The following is a 20,271-nucleotide window of genomic DNA, read 5'->3' on the forward strand; positions in this document are numbered from 1 at the left end:
CCGCGCACCACCGACCCGCCGGGGACGGACCCGCCGAGGAGCAATCCGGGTCCGGCACGGCTCCGAAGGTTCGATGCAGCGAGAGAGCGGGCCGAGGTGCGGCCCCGGACAGGAGGGGCTCCAGTGACGATGTCCACGACCGTGTCCACCACGACGGCGGGCCGGGCCCCCGACGGCGGTGCGCGCCGGCGCCGGGTCGCGGTGGTCGGTTCCGGCGTGGCCGGCCTCACCGCGGCCTACGAGCTGTCCCGGGTCGGGGTGGAGGTCGAGCTGTTCGAGGCCGACGACCGGCTCGGCGGCCACGCGCACACCCAGGACGTCAACGGACCGGACGGCCGGACACTGGCCCTGGACACCGGGTTCCTGGTCCACAACGAGCGGACCTACCCCCACCTGGTGCGACTGTTCGAGGAGCTCGGCGTCCGCACCCGCGCATGCGCGATGAGCCTGTCCGTGCGGTGCGACGGGTGCGGGCTGGAGTACGCGGGCGCGAGCGGGCCGGCCGGGCTGTTCGCCGGGCGCGACACCCTGACGCGTGGCCGGTACCTGCGGATGCTCGCCGAGGTGCCCCGCTTCCACCGGCGTGCCCGGCGGCTGCTCGCCGACCCCTCCGCGGGCGAACCCAGCCTGCGCGACTTCCTCGCCGCCGAGGGCTTCTCGCCGTACTTCGTGAGCCACTTCATGACCCCGGTGGTCGCCGCCGTGTGGTCCTGCGCGCCGGACCTGGCGGGCGACTACCCGGCGCGGTACCTGTTCGCGTTCCTCGACAACCACGGCATGCTCTCGGTGACCGGTTCGCCGACCTGGCGCACCGTGGTCGGCGGCTCGCGCAGCTACGTCGAGGCGATCGCCGAACGGCTGACCGCCGTGCACCGCTCCACCCCGGTGCGTTCGGTGCGCCGCCACCGCAACGGCGTCACCGTGCAGTCCGGCCGCGGCGACCGCACCGAGGTGGATGCCGTGGTGATCGCCACCCACGCCGACCAGGCGCTGCACCTGCTCGCCGACCCGACCGACGCCGAGTTGGAGGTCCTCAGCGCCTTCGCGTACTCGCGCAACCCGGTCGTGCTGCACCGCGACGCCACCGTCCTGCCCACCGCCCGCCGGGCCCGCGCCTCCTGGAACTACCGGATGCCGGACTGCGACGCCCCCTCGGACCGGGTGCGGGTCAGCTACCACCTCAACCGGCTGCTGCGCCTGGACACCGCCGAGGACTACCTGGTCACCCTCAACGAGGACCGCCGGCGCCCCGTCCCCGAGGGCCTGGTCGTCTCCCGCACCACCTACGAGCACCCCGTCTACACCGCGCGCACGGTCGCCGCGCAACGCCGGCTGCCCGAACTCACCACCGGGCGTACGGCGTTCGCGGGCGCCCACCACGGTTGGGGCTTCCACGAGGACGGCTGCCGCTCCGGCCTGGAGGCGGCCCGCGCCCTGCTGGCGGTGGACGCGCCGTGACCGCCGCCCTGCCCGGCCGCTGGGGGGCCGTCCTGTACGACACCCGCACCACCCATGTGCGGACCGCGCCCCGGCGGCCCGCCTTCCACCACCGCGGCTACCTGTGGCTGGTGGACCTCGACCGCCTCCCGCCCGTGCCCCGGCCGCTGCGACCGCTGGCCCGGTTCCGCCCCGAGGACCACGGACCGGAGCCGGCCGCCGGAGCGGGGCCACCCGGCGGAGCGCGGCCCGGACCGGAGCCGGCCGCCGGGGCACGGACGATCCGGGGGGACGTGGAGCGCTTCCTCGCCGACCACGGCCTGCGGCTCGGCGGCGGACGGGTGCTGATGCTGACCCAGGCCCGCGCGCTCGGGCACGTGTTCAACCCGCTGACCGTGTACTGGTGCCACGACGAGGACGGCCGTCCGCTGTGCACGGTCGCCGAGGTGCACAACACCTACGGCGGCCGCCACCGCTACCTGCTGCCGCCGGATCCCGGGGGCCGTGCCTGGACACCCAAGGAGTTCTACGTCTCGCCGTTCTTCCCCGTCGACGGCCACTACCGGATGGTGCTGCCCGAGCCGGGGCAGCGGCTCCACCTGACCGTCCATCTGGAGCGCGGGGGCTCCCGCGCCTTCACCGCGACCGTCCACGGCACCGCGCGACCGGCCGGCCCCGCGGCCCTGCTGCGCGCCGCGCTCACCCACCCGTTCGCCACCTGGGCCGTCAGCCTGCACATCCGCTTCCGGGGGATCCTGCTGTGGCTCGGCGGACTGCCCGTCCATCCCCGCCCCCGGACCGACACCTCCGCCGGTGCCACCGACGTCGACACCCCACCGTCCAGAAGAGAGGCACACCTCCCATGACGACCACGGTCTCCACCGGTGCCGGGCCGCTGCCGGTCGTCGACCCCGCTCGCTGGCCGGACGTCGCCCGGGTGCCGCGCGCACCGCTGCGCGCCGCCGCGGCCGGGCGGTTGCTGCGGCGGGCGGCGGACCTGCGCGACCTGCGCGTCGAACTCCCCGGCGGCCGCACCCCGCGGTCCGCGCCCCCCGGTGCGCCGGTGCTGCGGCTGCACCGCCCCGGGGACTTCCTGCACCGGGTCGGCGAGGGCGGACTGATCGGCTTCGGCGAGTCCTACCAGGCCGGCGACTGGGACAGCCCGGACCTGGTCGCGCTGCTCACCGCGCTGGCCGCCGCACCGGAGACCCTGGTGCCGCGCGGCACGCACTGGTTGCGGCGGCTCTACGTCCGCCGACCGCCGGCGGCGGAGCTCCCCACCGTCACGAACGCCCGGCGCAACGTCCACCGCCACTACGACCTGTCCAACGACCTGTTCGCCCTGTTCCTCGACCCGACGATGACCTACTCCTCGGCGCTCTTCCCCACCGCGTCCGACGGCACCCCGCAGGCCGCCTGGGACGCGCTGCCCGCCGCCCAGCACCGCAAGATCGACCGCCTGCTCGACCTGGCCCGGGTCGGCCCGGGCACCAGGCTGCTGGAGATCGGCACCGGCTGGGGCGAACTCGCGCTGCGCGCCGCCGCCCGCGGTGCGCGGGTGGTCAGCCTCACCCTCTCCGAGGAGCAGCTCGTCCTCGCCCGCCGCCGGATCGCCGAAGCGGGGAAGGGCGGGCGGGCCGAGGTCCGGCTGTGCGACTACCGGGCCGCCGAGGGCCGGTACGACGCCGTGGTCAGCGTGGAGATGATCGAGGCCGTCGGGCGACCCTTCTGGCCGGAGTACTTCGCCACCCTCGACCGCGTCCTGGCCCCCGGCGGCCGCGTCGCCCTGCAGACGATCACCATGCCCCACGCCCGGATGCTCGCTGCCAGCCGCACCCACACCTGGATCCTCAAGTACGTCTTCCCCGGCGGCCTCATCCCCTCCCTGGAGGCCGTCACCGGGACCGCCGCCCGGCACAGCCGCCTACGGGTGGCCCGCGCCGACGCGTTCGGACCGCACTACGCCGAGACGCTGCGCCTGTGGCGCGAGCGGTTCGCCGCACGGTCGGCGCAGCTCGCGGAGCTCGGCTTCGACGAGGTGTTCCGGCGCACCTGGGAGCTGTACCTCGCCCACTCGGAGGCCGGGTTCCGCACCGGCTACCTCGACGTCCGGCAGCTGCTGCTGACCCGTGACGGGGCGACACCGTGAACGCCGGCGCCTTCGGCCTGAACCTCGCGGTCACCGCGGCCGTCACCCTCGCCGTGCTGCTCGCCGCGTTCGCCGTCGGTCTGCGCACGGGGCGCCACCGCGGTGTGGACGTCGCCTGGGGGCTGGCGTTCACGGCCGTGGCGCTGACCGGCTACGCGCTCTCCGCCGGGTACGGCGACCCCGGGCGACGGCTGCTGGCCACCGTGCTCGTCGCCGTCTGGGGCCTGCGGCTGTCCGCGCACCTCTGGTGGCGCGCCCGGGGCGAGCCCGAGGACCCGCGCTACGCCCGGATGCTCGCCCGCGCTCCCGAGGGCGCGGCCCGCACCCGGTACGCGCTGCGGACGGTCTACCTGCTCCAGGCGGCCCTGGTCTGGTTCGTCTCCCTACCGGTCCAGGCCGCCCAGTACCTCCCCGGACCGCCCGGACCGGTCGCCTGGACGGGCACCGCACTGTGGGCGGTCGGCCTGTCCTTCGAAACGGTGGGCGACCGGCAGCTGGCCAGGTTCAAGGCCGACCCGGCCAACCGGGGCCGGATCATGGACCGCGGCCTGTGGCGCTGGACCCGCCACCCCAACTACTTCGGCGACGCCTGCGTCTGGTGGGGCCTGTTCCTGCTCGCCGCCGACGCCGCCGTCGGCTGGGCCTTCGTCCCCAGCCCGCTCCTGATGACCTACCTGCTCGCGTTCGGCAGCGGGAAACCGATGCTGGAGCGACACCTCTCCGCCCGACGGCCGGGCTGGGCCGAGTACGCCGCCCGAACCAGCGGATTCCTGCCCCTGCCACCGCGCCGGCACCCGACACCCCCGACCGCACCACCCGCGAGGCACCACCCGTGACCGTATCGATCGCCCTCTTCACCCAGGACCTGCGCCTGCACGACAACCCCGTGCTGCACGCCGCCCGCACCTCGGCCGACCAGGTCGTCCCGCTGTTCATCTCCGACCCGGCCGTCGAGGCCGCCGGCTTCGCGGCCCCCAACCGGCACGCGTTCCTCGCCGACTGCCTCACCGACCTGGACGCCTCGCTGCGCGGCATCGGCTCCCGGCTGACGGTGCGCCGGGGCGACGCCGCCGAACAGACGGCCCGGCTCGCCGCCGAGACCGGCGCGGGCTCGGTCCACGTCGCCGCCGGGGTGACCGGCTTCGCCCACCGCCGGGAGGTGCGGCTGCGCAAGCTCCTCGACGACCGCCTGCACGTCCACGACGCCTCCGTGACCGTGGTCCCGCCGGGCCGGATCACCCCGGCCGGCCGCGACCACTACACGGTCTTCACCCCGTACCACCGCGCCTGGCAGGCCGCGCCCCGCCGTACCGTGCTGGGGGCGCCGAGGGCGCTCCGCACGCCGGACGGCATCGGCAGCGACACCCTGGTCGTCGACGGCCCGACCTCCCCGGCCCTGCCTCCCGGCGGTGAGACCGCGGCCCGGGCCCGGTGGCGGCGGTGGGACGTCGACGCCTACGCCGACGTCCACGACGACCTCGCGGCCGACGACACCTCCCGGCTCTCCCCCTACCTGCACTTCGGCTGTCTCTCCCCGACGGAGCTCGTCACCCGTGCCCTGCGCCACGACGGCCCCGGCGCACAGGCCTTCGTCCGGCAGCTCGCCTGGCGCGACTTCCACCACCAGGTGCTCGCCGCCCGCCCCGACGCCGCCCGCCGGGACTACCACGACCGGGACGACCGCTGGCACCACGACGAGGACGAGGCCCAGGCGTGGCGGCAGGGTCGCACCGGCTACCCGATCGTCGACGCCGGCATGCGCCAACTCGCCCACGAGGGCTGGATGCACAACCGTGCCAGGCTGATCACCGCGAGCTTCCTCACCAAGAACCTGTACCTGGACTGGCGGATCGGCGCGGCCCACTTCCTGTCCCTGCTGGTCGACGGCGACGTCGCCAACAACCAGCTCAACTGGCAGTGGGTGGCCGGGACGGGCACCGACACCCGGCCCAACCGGATCCTCAACCCGCTGCGCCAGGCCGACCGTTACGACCCCGACGGGGCTTACGTGCGCCGCTGGCTGCCCGAACTCGCCCACCTCGCGGGGCCCTCCGTCCACCGCCCCTGGCTGTTCGACGGCGACTACCCGGTGCCGATCGTCGACCCCGACTTCCTGGGCGACCGGTTCCGTCACGGGCGCCCCTGATCGCCCCTCACCGGGCCCTCGCTGGTCCCTCGCCGGCCCCGGGGTCGGGAGGCGGCGTCCCGAGGCGGCGTCCCGAGGTGATGTCCCGAGGTGGCGTTCCGAGGTGGCGTTCCGGCCGTCGGGGGCCGGACACCACCGACTCAGGTGAGCGGCAGGAGCAGCACCGGCGCCGCCGTGGGCCGCGCCGAGCCCCCGGCCGGTTCCACCGTGACGCCGACGCCCCTCGCCCCGCCGAGCGGACCGGTCAGCAGGAGCACACCGTCACCGCCGGGGAGCAACCCCGCGACGCGCATCGTGCCCGCGTCGTCGAACCACAGCTGGTAGGTGGTACCCGCGGCCGGGGCGGGCAGGCCGGAGGCGAGGAACGCCACCCGTCCGCGCTCCCGGGACCACACCACGGTGCCCGCGCCGGCCCCGCCCGTCGCCGCCCCGGTGGCCGTGCGGGTGTCGGGCGCGGTGAGCAGCCCGGCCAGCCGGTCCGCCTCCTGCCGGACCGCGGCCGCCCGCCCCCGGGCCTCCTCGGCCTGCCGGTGCTGCTGCACCGCCAGACCGCCGGCGCCCGCCGCGGCGGCCAGGCAGGCGGCGAGCGCGAGCTTCGTCCAGCCGCCCGGACGGCGCCCGGACCGGATCGTCCCGCCGGGCACCGGGGCGGTCGGCGGAGCATCCTGCCGCACTGTGGGCAGCGCGGCCAGAACCTGGACCCTGAGGGCGTCCGGGGGCACCACGAACGCGGCGGAACCGAGTCTGGCCAGGGTCGCGGCGAACTCGGCCACCTCCCGGGCGCAGACCGGGCAGTCGGTGAGGTGGCGCTCGAACGCGGCGCTCTCGACGGGGTCGAGGGCGTGCGCGGCGTAGGCACCGGTCAGCGTGTGCAGGTCGGCGGCGTTCACTCCCCCACTCCCAGGCAGTCGCACAGGCGGATCAGGCCGTCCCGCATCCGGGTCCGGATCGTGCCCAGCGGTGCGCCGAGCACCCCGGCGACCGGGGCGGCGCAGCTGCGGTAGTACGCCAGGGTCAGCGCCTCGCGCCGCAGTTCGGTCAGCGTCCGCAGGCAGCACCGGACCTGCTCGCGCTCCAGCCGGCCCTCGACCTGTACCGCGACCTCGTCGGAGTCCGGGGTGCGCGAGACCGCCGCAGCGCGCCGGTCACGGTCGGCGGCGGCCCGGGCGGCGCGGGCCCCGTCGACCGCGCGCCGGTGGGCGATGGTCAGCACCCACCGCACCACCTCGCCCCGGTCGGCGCGGTAGCGGGCCGCGCCGCGCCACACGTCGAGCAGCACCTCCTGGGCGACCTCCTCGGACTGCGCCGGATCGCGCAGCACCCGCCGGACCAGTCCCGGCACCGGGCGGGCCACCGCGTCGTACAGGCGGGAGAAGGCCTCCCGGTCGCCCCGTGCGACGCGGGCGAGGAGGTCCTTCAGGTCGGGGCCGGGCCCGGCGGGAGCGGGCAGGTGAACGACGGCGCTCATCCGCCCACCCGTTCGGTCCGGTGGCCGGGCAGCGGCCCCGGTCGGCGGGCGGCGGACATCGCGGGACTCCCCGCGACCGTTGAGGGGCCGGGTCACGGCCTCCGCCGGGCGCACAGTACGGATTTCACGTGGGTTCTTCGCAGCGGGCGGGTCGGCGGATTGGCCGGTGCGCGGGCCGGCTCCGGACGGTCGGTGCGGGAGCCGGTCCCGACGGTCGCTGCGACCACCGTCGACTGCGGCGCGGTCCGCCGCCGCGTCGGGCTGGACGTGACCGTTCCCGGAGCCGGCGACGGGCGAGCGGTCCTCGCCCCGGCAGCATCACCCACCACCCCAGTCTCGCCAACAACTCACCCTGCTTCACGAGCCGTTGTAGAGTTTGGCCGTGAGCGGACAAAGGAGCCTCGCCGACGGTCGGTACGCGCTCGAGGACGAGCCGATCGGCACGGGCGGGATGGGCTCCGTCTGGCGGGGGTACGACCGGAAACTGCACCGCGCGGTCGCGGTCAAGGCGCTCCACCTGCCGGATGGCCTCGACGCCGAGGAGCACGCCAGACTGCGGGCACGCGCGATGCGTGAAGCCAGGGCGATCGCGCGCCTCGAGCACCCGGGCATCGTCGCGGTTCATGACGTCCTCGAGGAGGACGGACAGCCGTGGATCGTCATGCGGTTCGTCGCCGGCCGGACCCTGGAGCAAGAGGTCCGGGCCAACGGCCCGCTGAGTCCGCAGCGGGCCGCCGAGGTCGGCGCGCGGCTCCTCGACGCGCTGTCGGCGGCGCACGACGAGGGCGTCCTGCACCTCGACGTCAAACCACAGAACGTGCTGCTCGACGACAAGGGCCGACCGGTACTCACCGACTTCGGCATCGCGTCGGTCACCGGCGCGACCGCTCCCCAGACGACGGCGTTGCTCGGCACCGTCGGATATGTCGCCCCGGAGCGGCTGGCCGGAGCCCCACCGGGTCCGGCGGCGGATCTGTGGTCTCTGGGCGCCACGCTCTACTTCGCCGTCGAGGGACGACCCGCGTTCACCGCGGACGACGTGGCGACCGTGCTCGCGGCGGTCATGACCCGTGACCCCGAGCCGATGACGCGCGCGGGGGTACTGGCACCGACGATCGCGGGCCTGATGGCACGAGACCCCGGCCTGCGCCTCGACACGGCCGGTGCCGACGCGGGACTGCGAGCCGCCGTCACCACGACCGAGATCACACCCCCTGCTGATCCACCGCGGACGAGAGTCCTACCCACCGAAGCGCTCGACCCACCGTCCGGCCGGCTCTCACGGCGCAGAACCGTGGTGGCGGTCGTGGCGCCCCTCCTGCTCGCCGCGGCCGCTTTCCCGTACGTGCTCTTCCACGACCGCGGCTCCGCCGGGCAGCGGCCCGACGCGGCGAGCTCCCCGGCCGCAACCTCCGCGACCCTCGGTCCGACACCTACCTCGACACCCACGCCGACTCCGACACGGACGCCGACCCCGGATCCGACAGTCGCCGTGCGCTACCAGGGAATTCCGAAGATCTGCGCCGCGGTGGGCAGCCGGTCCAGCGCCATCATTCCCGACATGGACACCGGCAAGGAGGAGAATGAGGCGGTCGGCGCCCGCCTCTTCACCGGCATCTCGGAGTCCCACGCGTGCCGATGGGCCACGCAGGGCTACTGGTCCGACCATCCCTGGGGCGCCGAGGTCGACGTTGACATCTTCCGGTTCTCGTCCGGCGCCTACGGATCAGCGGCCTTCGAGAAGGAGCGCACGGGCTCCTTCTACGGGAGCGCCGCGCGACTCCAGGACTTCGCCGACGACCTCTGCCTGGCCAACCCGACGGGCAAGGACTACGGCTACGCCCACGTGATGTTCCGCATAGACAACCTGCTCGTGCAGGTGGCCTACGAGGTGAACATCAACACCCCGGGTCCGCCCGCCCCCGCGCCCTCGGAGGCGAGATCCCGCGGCCTGGACGTGGCGAGGTATATACACGATGCGCTGATCGCCGGCCCGTAGCACCCAGTGACCGCGCCCGGAAGGCCGGGCGACAACCCACCGACTCCACGTCCGACCGCTGCCGACGGCACGGGGAGCCGGTCCTCGGACCGCGCGGGGCAGGAACCGCGACCGGCCCGCCGTCCCGGCGGCTCGACGGACGCCGTCGGCCGGCCGGATCCTCGGATCCGGCCGGCCGACGTGCACCCCGGGTCAGTGGGCTGTCGCCCCCTGCCGGGCGAGCCCGCCGTGGCGGTAGGCGTCGGCCATCGCGGACGTGCCGGTGGTCAGGTAGTCGTGGATCGCGGCCAGGTAGGCGTCCCGGCCCAGCAGCCCGTCACCGGCGGCGTCCAGGGCCTCGAACGCGGCGGCGGCGCCGTCGGCGGAATTGCCGGTGGCCGCGCGCAGCCGGGTGAACTCCTCCCGGCCGAGGCGGCCGTCGCCGTCCGCGTCGGCGAGGTCGAACAGCGAGCCGAGAGCCGGCCGGCAGAACTCCTCGAACGCGTCGTGACCCGCCCAGCCGCTGTACTCGGCGAGGCTGACACGACCGTCCCCGTCGGCGTCCATCCGCCCGAACACCTCCCGGTGGGCTTCGCGGGCCGCTTCGACCAAGGGGTCGAGGCCGCCGCGCCCGGTGGCCGCCGCCGCGCGGTCGACCCGGGCGAGATACTCGTCCCGTGAGATCACGCCATCACCATCGGCGTCCAACATCGAGAAGATCCGCCGCTTCGCCGCGTCCGACATCCCGTCACCGTCCATTCGCCCGGGGCTCGTGCCTCGGAACGCTAACGGTGCGAGATCCACGCGCCTGGCAGGCGCGCGCCGAGGCGCCCGAAGTCCGACCGGCCGTACCGGCACCACCTCGCCGACGGCCTCAGCAACGTCGTGGTCCCCGGGCCCGGACCGGCGACCTCCCGACCGCCCCGACCGCCTCGCCCGTCCGAGGCCGCTGTCGCCCTCGGCGCCCTTCAGTCTGCACACCCGCCCCGCTGACCGACCGATCCGCCGGGGCCGGACGCCGGGTCGGCGCGCGGCGACCGGGCAGCACCGACCTCACCACGGCCTACGCCCCGGCCACCACCCACTCCCCCGGTCTTCCGGGCGCACCGGGCCTCAACACCGGCTCCGGGGCCGCCTACGGCAACGCCTCGGAGGCGACCGCCGCGGTGGGCCGGGCCACCGGCCGCCCTTCGCACGCCGCTCCCGCTACAGAACCGGCGCCGGCAAGGGCAACCGATCGGTCACCACTGACTCGCCGGCCACCCTCTTCCGGCCACGTGCCCCCGAGCACCGGTGCGGCGCGTTCGGCGGTCCCACCGTCTGCCCATGTCAGAGCGGTCGGCGGGTGGCCTTCGGTCGGTGTTCCAGCTGCCCGGCCCCGGAACCTCTCGGGCCACACCAGAACAACGCACCCCACGCCTTGCGGAAATTCCGGATGGAAATGACCTGGAACACGTTGAGCCAAGGTATGTTCGATTGACCCTCGCAGAAACGGTCTGGATACTGATCGGGCACGACGCAACTGAAACTCGTCGTGCAGCGGAATGCAATTCGTAATTTCATCTGACTGGGGAGGATCCATGTTCTCGAACGCGAAGAAGGTCGTGGGCTCGATGGCTGTGGCCTTCGCCGCGGCGGCCACGCTCACCGTGGCCGTGCCCGGCAATGCCTTCGCCATCGACCACGTCGCGTGCGACGGGAACCGCAACGACTTCCTGAAGATCTGGTCGCACCTCGACGGCCGTGACAGCGTCGACTGCTACGCGAACGGCGGGTCGATCGGCTTCGGCGGGTGGTGGGTCGACCGGATCTCCACGGGGAACAACGACCTGGTCTACTCCGACGCCAACGGCGACTCGGTGAGGATCAACCGCTGGACCGACATCAGGTTCCCGAACCACCCGCCGAAGGTGAACTCCATCCGGATCCTCTGAAGAACCGGCGGAGCGACCCCTCGCGGAATTCACCCGGCCACATCATCGCAAGTCTCACCAATTGAGTCGCCGTCGAATTATCTCGTGACGTGAATTCGCTCCAGCCCGCCTCACCGGTGCCGGCCACGCCCCCGGGCATGGCCGGCACCGGCCTGTGCTGCCGCGGCCCGCCAGACCTGGTACCACCCCCGGAGAGATGTCCGGCCCTCCAACTCGACCGGCGCCCAAGGACACCGGGCACGCTCGCCGAGGACAAGCTCACCGGCCGGGAGATCACCGTCTCCACCGGGCTCGGTCCCGGTGAGGGGTGGGGGTTCGCTACGAGACCACCATGACCCCGCTCGACCGCCGGAGGGCCGGCGTCCCGCTCCCGGTGCCGGCCCCGACAGACCTCACGGCGGAGTTGCGCTGGTCCGAGCACCGCGCCGTCGCCAAGACCGGCCTGGTCCCCCGCACGACAACCGCTCCCAGGTCGACCCTGTGCCGACCGGGCGACGGATCGAGCCGGTCTTCGGCCCGTCCGACCTGCACCTCCCGCGGGTCCGCCCCGACGGTCACGACGCGGGCACCGCGCTGCCGTTCCGGATCAGCCGGCAGCCAGGTCCAGCCGCCCCGGCGCTCCCCCGGCGTACACCGTCACCCGGGCCGGCGGGCAGCGGTGCGGCCCGATGACGTTGCCGCGCCGGAACTCCTCGCCGGTCCCCGGTCGACGTGGATGTACGGACGCTCGTGCCGGAACATCCTCGGCTCCGCCGCTGCCACGTCAGACCACTCTCCGGTCGGCGAGCGCGGCCACCTCGGCGAAGTACGCGCGAAACAACGGCTCGTCGCCGGGCGGTACCCGGAACTCGGGCGAGGTGCTGTACCAGAAGGCGGCCCGGTCGGTGCCGTAGAGCGCGGCGTCCGGGTCGCGTACGGTGCCGATGAACAACTGGCCGGGCCGGTCGGGCTTCTTGTAGTGCACCAGCGCCCCGAGCCACCGCAGTGGGACCCGAAGCTCGGATCTGCCCCTGCCGAACAGTTCGAACACTCCCCGGTCCACGCGCAGATGCAGGCTCTCGTAGTCGAACGTCAACGGCTCCATGGCGGGAAGATAGCCCGCTCCCGGTTCACAGCGCGACCACCCCCACCACGGCCACCCCCACGACCAGCACACCCACCACATTGACGACCATGTCCCGCTTCCAGCAACGGCGTTCGACCTAGACCTCGACGTCGAGGACGAAGCCAGCCGGGTCGCGGCAGGGCCGGTCGGTCGGCTCCGATCCACCCCCGCACGCCACATCGCGGCCTCGATCGGATCCACTGCCACGACCGGAGCGACCAACGTCCGTGCCAGCTCCTCGGTGACCGAACTCTTCCCCGCACCGGGCAGCCCGGCCAGCCGCCGACCACCCACCGAAGGGCCGACGGGCCAGGAAGACTCAGACCGCTCATCCAGCCACGCCGTCATCCACAGAACTCGGCAATCGCTCCTTCAGCGATCCGGTCCCGGTCTCAGTCGATCTGGTCGGATTCACTCTCCGCCTCGGGCGATCCGGGTCCAGGCGACCAGCCTGCAGATGATGCTGCCGCAGGCCAGTGCTTCACCGCTCTTTACAACGAGTACATCGCCGCGGAAGGGCTGACGTCCCTCCTGCCAAGCAGATCGCGGCCTATGTCGCCGCGCCCCTGGAGCGATGTCCTGATCTCACGGAGGATGACGACGACATCCGCGCCTACCCGCTCGCCCGGTCGTGGTGGCTCGACTCCGACGGATGGGTCGACCGGGCGCGACCGCCGCCGGAATGGTGCTCGGTGATCCGCTCGATGGCCTCCCGTTGCTGGAACCTGCTGGCCTTCACCCACAGCCCTCACCCCCCTCAACCAGCCCACTGCCACCCAACCCGCTGACACCACCCCACCCCCTCACAGATCGGGAGATACACCGGTCACCGTTCAGACCCCGGGTGCGGGCGAGACCGTCGAGGGAACGATCGATCTCCCCCCGCCGGTTACCGCACGACGCCGTCGCGCGGTAACCCCCACGGCGCCTCAACTGCCACCCAGTCACCGGACTCGTCGGCCCCGGGTTCGGGCACGTGACTTCCGGAGTCCACTGGTCTCGAATCCGTAAATGCCATCGATCCCTCTCATTGAAGCCCGAGGCTCTACTGGACCTGACCTCCAGCCCAGGGCCGATCAGCCATGGTGCGTTCCCGTCAGTATCGCTCGCTGAGCAATGACTTCCAGAGGCAAGGGTCGAGGTTCCGATCGATCATTTCCTCGGCGTCAGGGAACTCTCCCCTCAGGACCGCCACAAGGAAGTCAGCCATTCCCCCGTCGAATCGATTCATCTCGTCTCCACCGTACCGCCACACCACAACTGGCCATTGGTCTGGATCAGATCCGACCATGTGCCAACAGAAATAGTCAGCAGACGTGTTGCTGGCCCAACTCATGAGGCCACCTGGCGCCAGGAACGGCCCGTAAGGCCGGACCACCTCCGGAAACCACCCGCCCCACTGCTCCATCATCTGACTCAGATCCTGGTTGAACCGATACAGACCGTCAAATCTGGCCTCATCGGGAACATCAGGACTGAACGATGGGGATACAACAACGAGATCGCCCGAAAAACAGACGGGCCCGTATCGTTCAATGAACGCTCGATAGTCCGAAGGAAACGGGAAACCGAGCCGCTCTACGGCTTTATTCCATGGCACCTCGAGCGGGGAATATCCGGGCACCCCCATGATTGCCTCAAGGTGGCCGATGGCGCGAGACATAGACTACACCTTCCCAATCGCCGAGCCGAACGATTCCATTGACTCCCACCTTCTCATGGCGGACGTACCTGAAATCCCGATCCCCTGGACGCCAGCGTACTGCCCAATAGCAACCATGAAGAATCCCATCGGAATTCGACTCGAGGCGTCTTGCAGACCGGAGTAACTGAATAGTCGACAATTTCCTTGTCCCTCATAGCCGCCCCGACGACGTCCACCTCGAACCCTCGCATAGCTGACTTCGTGGTGTTCACGCCAAACCCGAAGCATGGCGCGAGGTTCCGGGCGACGCCGGGGCCGCCGAACTCGCGCGCGATGAAGTGGCAGCGAGCAAGGCCTGGTGCCCCATCGGGACTCCATGTTCCCGTACTTGATCGCCCCAGTTCCAGTCCCGTCCTTGCTATCGGTGTCGGATCCCGCCGGACGGCGGTCCAGGCAGCTCTGGGGCTTGGGGACGAGGACGAGGAGGACGAGGAGGTCGGCGCTGCCGTAGGCGGCAGCGCTGGGGTCGGGGGCGCCGTGGGGGTTGGGGGCCGTCCAGTCGGCTTGCGGGGCGGGGCGTTCGGTGTAGGGCCCGGTCTTGCCGAAGAGCGGCTTGGGCGGTTCGGCCCTGGCCGCGGCGGGGCGCGGGGTACGGGAGCGCCAGCGTGAGGTGGTCGGTCGTACCGGTGGCCCGGAAGTAGACCGCGGGCCTACCGGTGGTCTTGGGGATCCCGCGGCTGAACACCTGGATCCGGGTGGCCGTCTTCCAGTCGGCGAGCTGGATGTGGCCGTCCCCGCGCAGCGGCTTCGGAGCCGGACGGGGCGAGGTCGGCGGGCGCGCGTAGTCCTCGCCGGCGGGCGGCGGGGTGTCCGCGTCACCCGCGGGCGCGGGCGGCACGGGGCCTCGGCGGCGGCGGGCGAGGAACCGCCGAGAACGGCGGCCGTCGCGAACGAACCCGCCGCAATCCGAAGGGAAAGACGTTTGGTCATCTTCCGTTCCTTCGTGGTTGAACCGTGATTCTCCTCGGGAATCCTGGCAGATCGATACCGCGCCCCAGGGCATGCCTCCGTGTCCCCGGGAAGGGGCTTCGGAAATTGTCCCGGCCGTCGACAGACCGTCAACTCGGGCGTACCGGGCTGGGATGACGAGGTTGTAAAGCGTCACCCTATGTCCGACATGAGGGGGATTCGGAAGTCCAGAACGCGCCGCCGGGAATGGCTTGACCCGGTGCTTCGTCCAATTCTCCGCCAGATAGGCTCCCGACGACCGGTGTTGGTCGTGGACGACTGGTGAAGGGGATTCGATGGGTGCCATATTGTTCGGCCGGACACGGCGAGGGAGGTGGTGGCGCGACCGCGTCCTCGGTTCGGCGAGTCTGCGGCTGCTGCCGCTCGCACTGGTGGCCGGCCTGGTGGGTGCGGCGGGCCCGGCGGCGGCGGACGAACCGGCCGCCGAGCTGGTCCCGACGGAACGGGCCATGGTTCTCCGCCACTGGGAGAACGGCGGACCCGCGGTCAAGGCCGCCGCGGCGGCGGCGCTGCTCGCCGGGGACGCGGAGGTCACCGCCTTCCTCGCGTCGGGCCGGCTGCCGGCCGAGGTGCAGGACAACCAGGTGCAGGTGGCGCGGATCCAGGCCGCGGCCGGCCCCGGGGTCCAGGAGGCCGCGCGCGCGGCACTCAACGGCACCGCCGAGGACCTGCGGTTCTTCCTGGGCGGGGGCTGGGAACAGGCCCTGGTGGGTGACCAGCAGCTCCAGGTGTCACAGATGCTGAACGGCGCCGACCCCGGCCTTCAGGCGGCCGGACGCAAGGCGCTCAACGGCAGTGTCGAGGAGCTGCGGACGTTCCTGGCCGAGGGCCAGTTCGCGGCGCGCGACGCCGACGACCGGGTCAAGCTGGTCCAGATCTTCGACATCGGCGGGCCCAACACCCAGGCGGCCGCCAGGCTGGCGCTCAACGGCACCATCGACGACGTCCGCGAGTTCCTGAAGGTCGGCCAGCACGTCGCACGCGCCCGGGACGCCGAACGGACGAGCGTCGCGCAGCTCGTGCAGCAGGCCAAGGAGGCGTCGGCGCAGGCGGTCCGCGAGAACGAGGCCGCGAAGGCCGCGTCCGCGCAGGCCGTGGCCGCCGCGCAGCAGGCCAAGGAGGACGCGGCACGCGCCGCGGCCGAGACCCAGGCCGCACAGCAGGACACCTCCAAGGCAGGCGCCGCCGCCGAGCGGGCCGCCGAGGCGTCCACCCGGGCGGCCGGGGCCGCCCAGACGGCGATCCAGGCGGCCCGGGCGGCCGGCAACACCGCCCGGACGGCGGCGAGTGCGGCCGCCCAGGCCGCGTACGCGGCCGGTGGCGCGGAGCAGGCGGCCGCACGGGCCCGCAAGGCCGCCGCCGCCGCGGCCACCGACCGCAGCAAGGCGGCGCTCGCGGCCGAGGCCGCCCGGGACGCCGAGGCCGTGGCGATCGCGGTCGAGACCGCCGGGAAGGCACTCGACGAGGCCGTCACGGCCAGTGCTCGCAGCGAGGACGCGGCGGACGCGGCGTACAAGGCGGGCAGTCACGCCCTCGCGGCGGCCGGATCGGCCGAGCAGGCGGGCGGGTTCGCCTCGCAGGCGACGTCCCAGTCGGCGAAGGCCACGCAGGCGGCGGCGGCGACGCGTCGGCACGCCCAGGAGGCGACCCGCTCCGCGACCGCGGCGAAGGCGCTGGCGAAGGACGCCGGGCAGGCCGCGGCCGAGTCGAAGACGTACGCGGCTTCGGCTGCCGCGCACGCGCGGGCCGCCGCCCAGGCGGCCGCCGACGCGGCCGAGCACGCGACGGAGGCCGGCCAGGCCGCGGCGGTGGCCGGCGCCCATGCCACGGAGGCGAGGAACGCGGCGGCCCGGGCCAAGGAGGCCACCCAGCGGGCCACCCAGATCCAGGACGTCGCGCGGCGCGCCGAGGCGGAGGAGCTGGCGAGCCGCACGGCCGCGGCGGTCGAGAGGGCGCAGGACGCCAAGGCCGCGTTCGAGGACGAGCGGACCCGGGCCGGGCAGGCCGTCCAGGAGGTCCGCCGGGTCTCCGACGAGGCCACCCGGCTCGCGGCGGCGCTGGCACAGCCGAACCCGGACAACGCCGGGATCGTCACCGACGGGCGCAAGCTGGCGCTGTTGTCGGTGCAGATCGCCGGCACCTGGGAGGCCGCGGCCGCCCGGACCGCGCTGTCGGGCACGGACGCGGCGGTGCTGGAGTTCGTCCGCACCGGCCGCCAGAAGGGCATCGCCCTCGACGAGCGCGCCAGGGTGGCGTCACTGGCGGGCGAGTCCGAGATGCCGACGGTGCGTTCGGCCGCGGCGACCGCGCTGCGGGGCGACGACGCGGCGGTCAGGACGTTCCTGGCGACCGGCCAGTACGCGGCGGCGACCGCCGACTACCAGGTGGCCGTCGCACAGTCGATGAACGACGCCGGACCGAGCGTGCAGGCGGCGGCGCGGGCCGTGCTCAACGCGGGCACGGTGGACGCGCTGCGGGAGTACCTCGGCGGCGGCCGGTTCGCCGCGCAGATCGCCGACGACCAGGTCAAGGCGGCCCAGCTGCGCAACGGCGCGGGCCCGGAGCTGGACGCGGCCGCCCGGATCGCGCTGCAGAGCCCGCCGCAGGCGCTGCACGCCTTCATCGCCACCGGGCAGTACATCGCCGACCGCAAGGACCAGCTCGCCGCCGCGCACGTCGCGGACGTCCAGCGGCTGATCGCCGAGGGCGTGGCGGCGACGGCGCTGGCCGAGCAGGCCGCGGCGGAGGCCGCGTACGCGGCGGCGGTGGCCGACAACGCGCAGCAGGAGGCGGCGAACTGGGCCGCCCAGGCCCAGCAGTCGGCGCAGACGGCGGCGACGTACTCGGCCCAGGCGCAGGAGAAGGCCGCGCAGGCCGGGACCAGCGCGGACCGGGCCACCCAGGCGGCCAGGTCGGCGACGGCAGCGCAGGAGTCGGCCCAGAAGGACGCGGCCAGGGCGGACTACTCGTCGTTCAAGGCCGAGAAGTCGGCGCAGGCCGCGCGTGGCTCCGCGAAGTCGGCGTACTCGGCCGCGGCGGCGGCCCGGGCCTCGGCCGCTGCGGCGGGCCGGGACGCGCAGGCCGCCGCGGAGGCGGCCATCGGCGCGTACGAGGCGTACGGCGCCAAGGCACTGGCCGAGTACGTCGCGCAGATGCTGGCGCGCGAGCTGGAGCTGCGGGACCCGGTGAAGCAGGCCCAGCAGGAGGCGGACGACAAGAAGACCGTCGACGACGCCACCAAGGACAAGCGCCGCCCGGGCGACAAGGACGGCTGGGACTGGAACGTCGACTGGGACTGGCTGTCGCCGGTCCAGCGGGTGCTCGAGTTCTACGGCAACGCCTACCAGTGGATGTTCGACAAGTACGGCGACTTCTACGGCGCCCTCTTCCCCCTCCTCGGCTCGGTCGGTTCCTTCTACTCGACGCTCTTCCTCGACACCGTCCCGACCCTCGTCACCGAAGGCTCCCAGTGCTTCTGGGGCAAGATCACGGGTGACGCCAAGTCGAAGGCGCCGCAGTGCCAGAACGCCCGGGACGCGGTGGGCGAACAGATCGACAAGTTCCTCGACATCGGGGTGGGCGACAAGAGCGTCCGCGGCCTGGTCGACAAGTTCGGGAAGTTCCTGAACGACCACCTCCCGGACGCGATCCGGTGCCGGATCTCGCACAGCTTCCCGGCCGGCACCGAGGTCCTGCTGGCCGACGGCTCCACCAGGCCGATCGAACTGGTCAGGACCGGCGACGAGGTCCTGGCGACCGACCCGGAGTCCGGCTTGACCGGGGGCCACCGGGTCGAGGCCACCATCCTGACCCCCGACGACCGCGACTTCACGAAACTGACGGTCCGCTCGCCCGGCCGCACGACCGGCACCCTCACCGCGACCGACAACCACCCGTTCTGGTCGGACAGCCGGAAGGCGTGGCTGGCCGCGGCCGACCTGAGGCCGGGCGACAGCCTGCGGACCACCGGCGGCCGGAGCGCGACGGTCGACGGCGCCACCCACCGGCAGGCGCTCCAGCCCGCCTACAACCTGACCGTCCAGGACATCCACACGTACTACGTGCTGGCCGGTGGAACCCCGGTCCTGGTCCACAACCAGGGACCGCCCCCGCCTCAGTGCGGCCCCCGCTGGTACCGCCAGTCGTACGGGGGCAACCTCTCGGAGCAGGGCACCACGGCGACGATCAACGACGACGGCGTGGTCGAGATGGCGATCCGCGCGCCGGACCTCCCCGGCGTGCCGAAGGGCGGCGACCAGTTCACGGCGGCCATGCAGTACTTCGGCGACCGGGTCAAGGGCATCCAGGGCATCTGGGACAACTCGCGCGACCTGCGGGCCAACCTGGACACGTTCAACCAGCTGCTGCGCGACAATCCGTTCCTATCCAACGGGGAAGCGGCGCGCGGGACGTTCACCGGCAAGATGGCGGGACGCGACGGCTGGCCGCACAAGTACACACGGGTCGAGGTCGTGGAACTCGTCGGCAGCAGGGGCAACTACACCTCCGTCCAGGTGATCTTCTGGCCGGAATGACAGGTGACGGAACCACAGGAAGGAGCCACATCATGCCCGCGTTCCACGAGCCCGGTTTCGACCGCCGCGCATTCATCCTGCGACTGCGGGAGCACGGCAGGCGGAGCGGATCGACGCTCGACACGCTGTGGTGGCTGTCCTGCGAGCTGGGCGCCGACGACGGCACCCCCCGCAAGACGTACTTCATGTTCGACATCCTCTGTGAGGCGTTCGAGATGAGGATCTCGGGTGCCTCGGCCGCGACAGCGTGGCACCGCCTCGACCTCGGGGGCTCGCTGTCCGACGAACGGGTCCTGGCCCGGCTCGGGCCGCGGCTCGTGCCCAGGACGGTGGACATCATCTTCGAGTCCTGAGCACGACCGCGCCCGACCCGGGAAAGGGAGCACGAAAGGGGGGCGCCCCCGCGGACCGTATCCGCGGGGGCGCCCCCTTCCGCTGTGCGCGCCGCCGACCGGGCCCCGGGACCCCGCGGTGGCGCGCGCAGCCCCGCACGGCGCCAGGATCATCCGGCCCCGGCAGCCGCTTCACGCCGGCCGGTACCCCGGTGGCGCTCGCGCGCCGCGACGTCGGTGCCTGTGCCCCGGCACAGGCAGAGGCGCAGGACGGTGTCCGCGCCAGCGCAGACGCCCACGTGCGCTCCGCAGGCGTCGTCGGTGGCGTTGAAGTGGAACAGGTTTGACGGGCGCACGGTCCTCACCCGCGAGGTGGCGTCCCGGTCCTCCCACCGGTCGCCGGAGCGCGGCGGGGGAACGGCGCGACCGAGGTGGGCGAGCACCGCGCAGGCGTACAGCCGGCGGTTCGCCCCGGCCGCGAGAGCGGGCCGCTCGGCGACGGCCGGTCAGCCG

The 20,271-nt window shown here is 73.2% G+C and carries 14 protein-coding genes; 9 read left to right on the top strand and 5 right to left on the bottom strand.

Annotated elements, in window-relative coordinates; translation table 11 throughout:
• The first annotated feature begins 129 nt into the window (after positions 1-129).
• The 5 genes from ACWDRR_RS36755 to ACWDRR_RS36775 are packed head-to-tail and all read left to right on the top strand — an operon-like array spanning position 130 to position 5,732.
• Complete coding sequence (locus ACWDRR_RS36755; protein WP_449776620.1) at positions 130-1,458, top strand: NAD(P)/FAD-dependent oxidoreductase; 1,329 nt, start codon at positions 130-132, stop codon at positions 1,456-1,458.
• Positions 1,455-2,303 (top strand): DUF1365 domain-containing protein, encoded by an 849-nt coding sequence (locus tag ACWDRR_RS36760; protein WP_449776621.1) that lies wholly within the window; start codon positions 1,455-1,457, stop codon positions 2,301-2,303. Before ACWDRR_RS36755 ends, ACWDRR_RS36760 begins: the two co-directional genes overlap by 4 nt.
• On the top strand, positions 2,300-3,586 hold the full coding sequence (locus tag ACWDRR_RS36765) for a class I SAM-dependent methyltransferase (RefSeq protein WP_449776622.1): 1,287 nt from the start codon (positions 2,300-2,302) through the stop codon (positions 3,584-3,586). Before ACWDRR_RS36760 ends, ACWDRR_RS36765 begins: the two co-directional genes overlap by 4 nt.
• Complete coding sequence (locus tag ACWDRR_RS36770; RefSeq protein ID WP_449776623.1) at positions 3,583-4,422, top strand: DUF1295 domain-containing protein; 840 nt, start codon at positions 3,583-3,585, stop codon at positions 4,420-4,422. Before ACWDRR_RS36765 ends, ACWDRR_RS36770 begins: the two co-directional genes overlap by 4 nt.
• Complete coding sequence (locus ACWDRR_RS36775) at positions 4,419-5,732, top strand: cryptochrome/photolyase family protein (RefSeq protein WP_449776624.1); 1,314 nt, start codon at positions 4,419-4,421, stop codon at positions 5,730-5,732. Before ACWDRR_RS36770 ends, ACWDRR_RS36775 begins: the two co-directional genes overlap by 4 nt.
• 140 nt (positions 5,733-5,872) lie before the next feature.
• On the opposite strand, the gene ACWDRR_RS36780 is transcribed toward ACWDRR_RS36775, so the two are convergent.
• Positions 5,873-6,622, bottom strand: coding sequence for an anti-sigma factor (locus ACWDRR_RS36780; RefSeq protein WP_449776625.1), 750 nt, complete (start codon positions 6,620-6,622; stop codon positions 5,873-5,875).
• Positions 6,619-7,200 (bottom strand): ECF RNA polymerase sigma factor SigK, encoded by a 582-nt coding sequence (sigK, locus tag ACWDRR_RS36785; protein WP_449776626.1) that lies wholly within the window; start codon positions 7,198-7,200, stop codon positions 6,619-6,621. The genes ACWDRR_RS36780 and sigK overlap by 4 nt, the downstream gene beginning before the upstream one ends.
• A gap of 382 nt (positions 7,201-7,582) precedes the next feature.
• On the opposite strand from sigK, the gene ACWDRR_RS36790 reads away from it, so the two are divergent.
• Positions 7,583-9,199 (top strand): serine/threonine-protein kinase, encoded by a 1,617-nt coding sequence (locus tag ACWDRR_RS36790; RefSeq protein ID WP_449776627.1) that lies wholly within the window; start codon positions 7,583-7,585, stop codon positions 9,197-9,199.
• 192 nt (positions 9,200-9,391) lie between these two features.
• Here the strand turns inward: ACWDRR_RS36790 and ACWDRR_RS36795 are convergent, their stop codons facing one another.
• The gene (locus tag ACWDRR_RS36795) at positions 9,392-9,922 is read right to left on the bottom strand and encodes an EF-hand domain-containing protein (RefSeq protein WP_449776628.1); all 531 of its coding nucleotides are present in this window, start codon (positions 9,920-9,922) and stop codon (positions 9,392-9,394) included.
• Positions 9,923-10,758: 836 nt separating this feature from the next.
• On the opposite strand from ACWDRR_RS36795, the gene ACWDRR_RS36800 reads away from it, so the two are divergent.
• Positions 10,759-11,112 (top strand): beta/gamma crystallin domain-containing protein, encoded by a 354-nt coding sequence (locus ACWDRR_RS36800; RefSeq protein ID WP_449776629.1) that lies wholly within the window; start codon positions 10,759-10,761, stop codon positions 11,110-11,112.
• Between the two features lie 763 nt (positions 11,113-11,875).
• On the opposite strand, the gene ACWDRR_RS36805 is transcribed toward ACWDRR_RS36800, so the two are convergent.
• Both ACWDRR_RS36805 and ACWDRR_RS36810 read right to left on the bottom strand, forming a co-directional pair.
• Positions 11,876-12,196, bottom strand: a complete 321-nt coding sequence (locus tag ACWDRR_RS36805; RefSeq protein WP_449776630.1) for a hypothetical protein — start codon at positions 12,194-12,196, stop codon at positions 11,876-11,878.
• Between the two features lie 1,117 nt (positions 12,197-13,313).
• Complete coding sequence (locus ACWDRR_RS36810; protein WP_449776631.1) at positions 13,314-13,880, bottom strand: SMI1/KNR4 family protein; 567 nt, start codon at positions 13,878-13,880, stop codon at positions 13,314-13,316.
• Positions 13,881-15,166: 1,286 nt separating this feature from the next.
• Between ACWDRR_RS36810 and ACWDRR_RS36815 the strand changes: the two genes are divergently transcribed.
• Positions 15,167-19,426 carry a polymorphic toxin-type HINT domain-containing protein gene (locus ACWDRR_RS36815; RefSeq protein WP_449776632.1) on the top strand — a complete coding sequence of 1,420 codons (4,260 nt, stop codon included), beginning with the start codon at positions 15,167-15,169 and terminating at the stop codon, positions 19,424-19,426.
• 32 nt (positions 19,427-19,458) lie between these two features.
• Entirely contained in the window at positions 19,459-19,779 is a 321-nt protein-coding gene (locus ACWDRR_RS36820; RefSeq protein ID WP_449776633.1) for a hypothetical protein, read from the top strand.
• Positions 19,780-20,271: the final 492 nt, after the last annotated feature.

It is taken from the genome of Kitasatospora sp. NPDC003701 (assembly GCF_053587085.1).